The sequence below is a fragment of the Bacillus sp. SIMBA_005 genome (genome assembly GCF_046535585.1).
In the GTDB taxonomy this organism is placed as follows: Bacteria; Bacillota; Bacilli; order Bacillales; family Bacillaceae; genus Bacillus; species Bacillus pumilus.
The window spans coordinates 1-247 of sequence record NZ_JAWRWI010000931.1; the positions used below are offsets into that span (position 1 = coordinate 1).

At 34.4% G+C, this 247-nt stretch carries 1 protein-coding gene; it reads left to right on the top strand.

Annotated features, from left to right (window positions below; translation table 11 throughout):
• Window positions 1-22: 22 nt before the first annotated feature.
• A partial coding sequence (locus SB660_RS22805; protein WP_410584796.1) for a tetratricopeptide repeat protein occupies window positions 23-247 on the top strand: 225 nt, incomplete at its 3' end.

Genomic DNA, 247 nt, shown 5'->3' on the forward strand with positions numbered 1-247 from the left:
GTCGATGGAAGCAACAAATGACATGATCTGTGCAGATAATTTCTACCTCCGCCTGGGTAATATATACGAGAAAATGGACCATCCAAAAGAAGCCATGGAAATGTATAAAAAGAGTTTCGAAGTAGGTACTAAAAATATCAACAGCGGAAGCTGGTACAAAAGTTTCCCATTGATTATTCAGTTGTTTATAAAAGATAAAAATTATAAAGAAGCTCTCGATTATTTTAAAAAAGCAGATGCATACCCT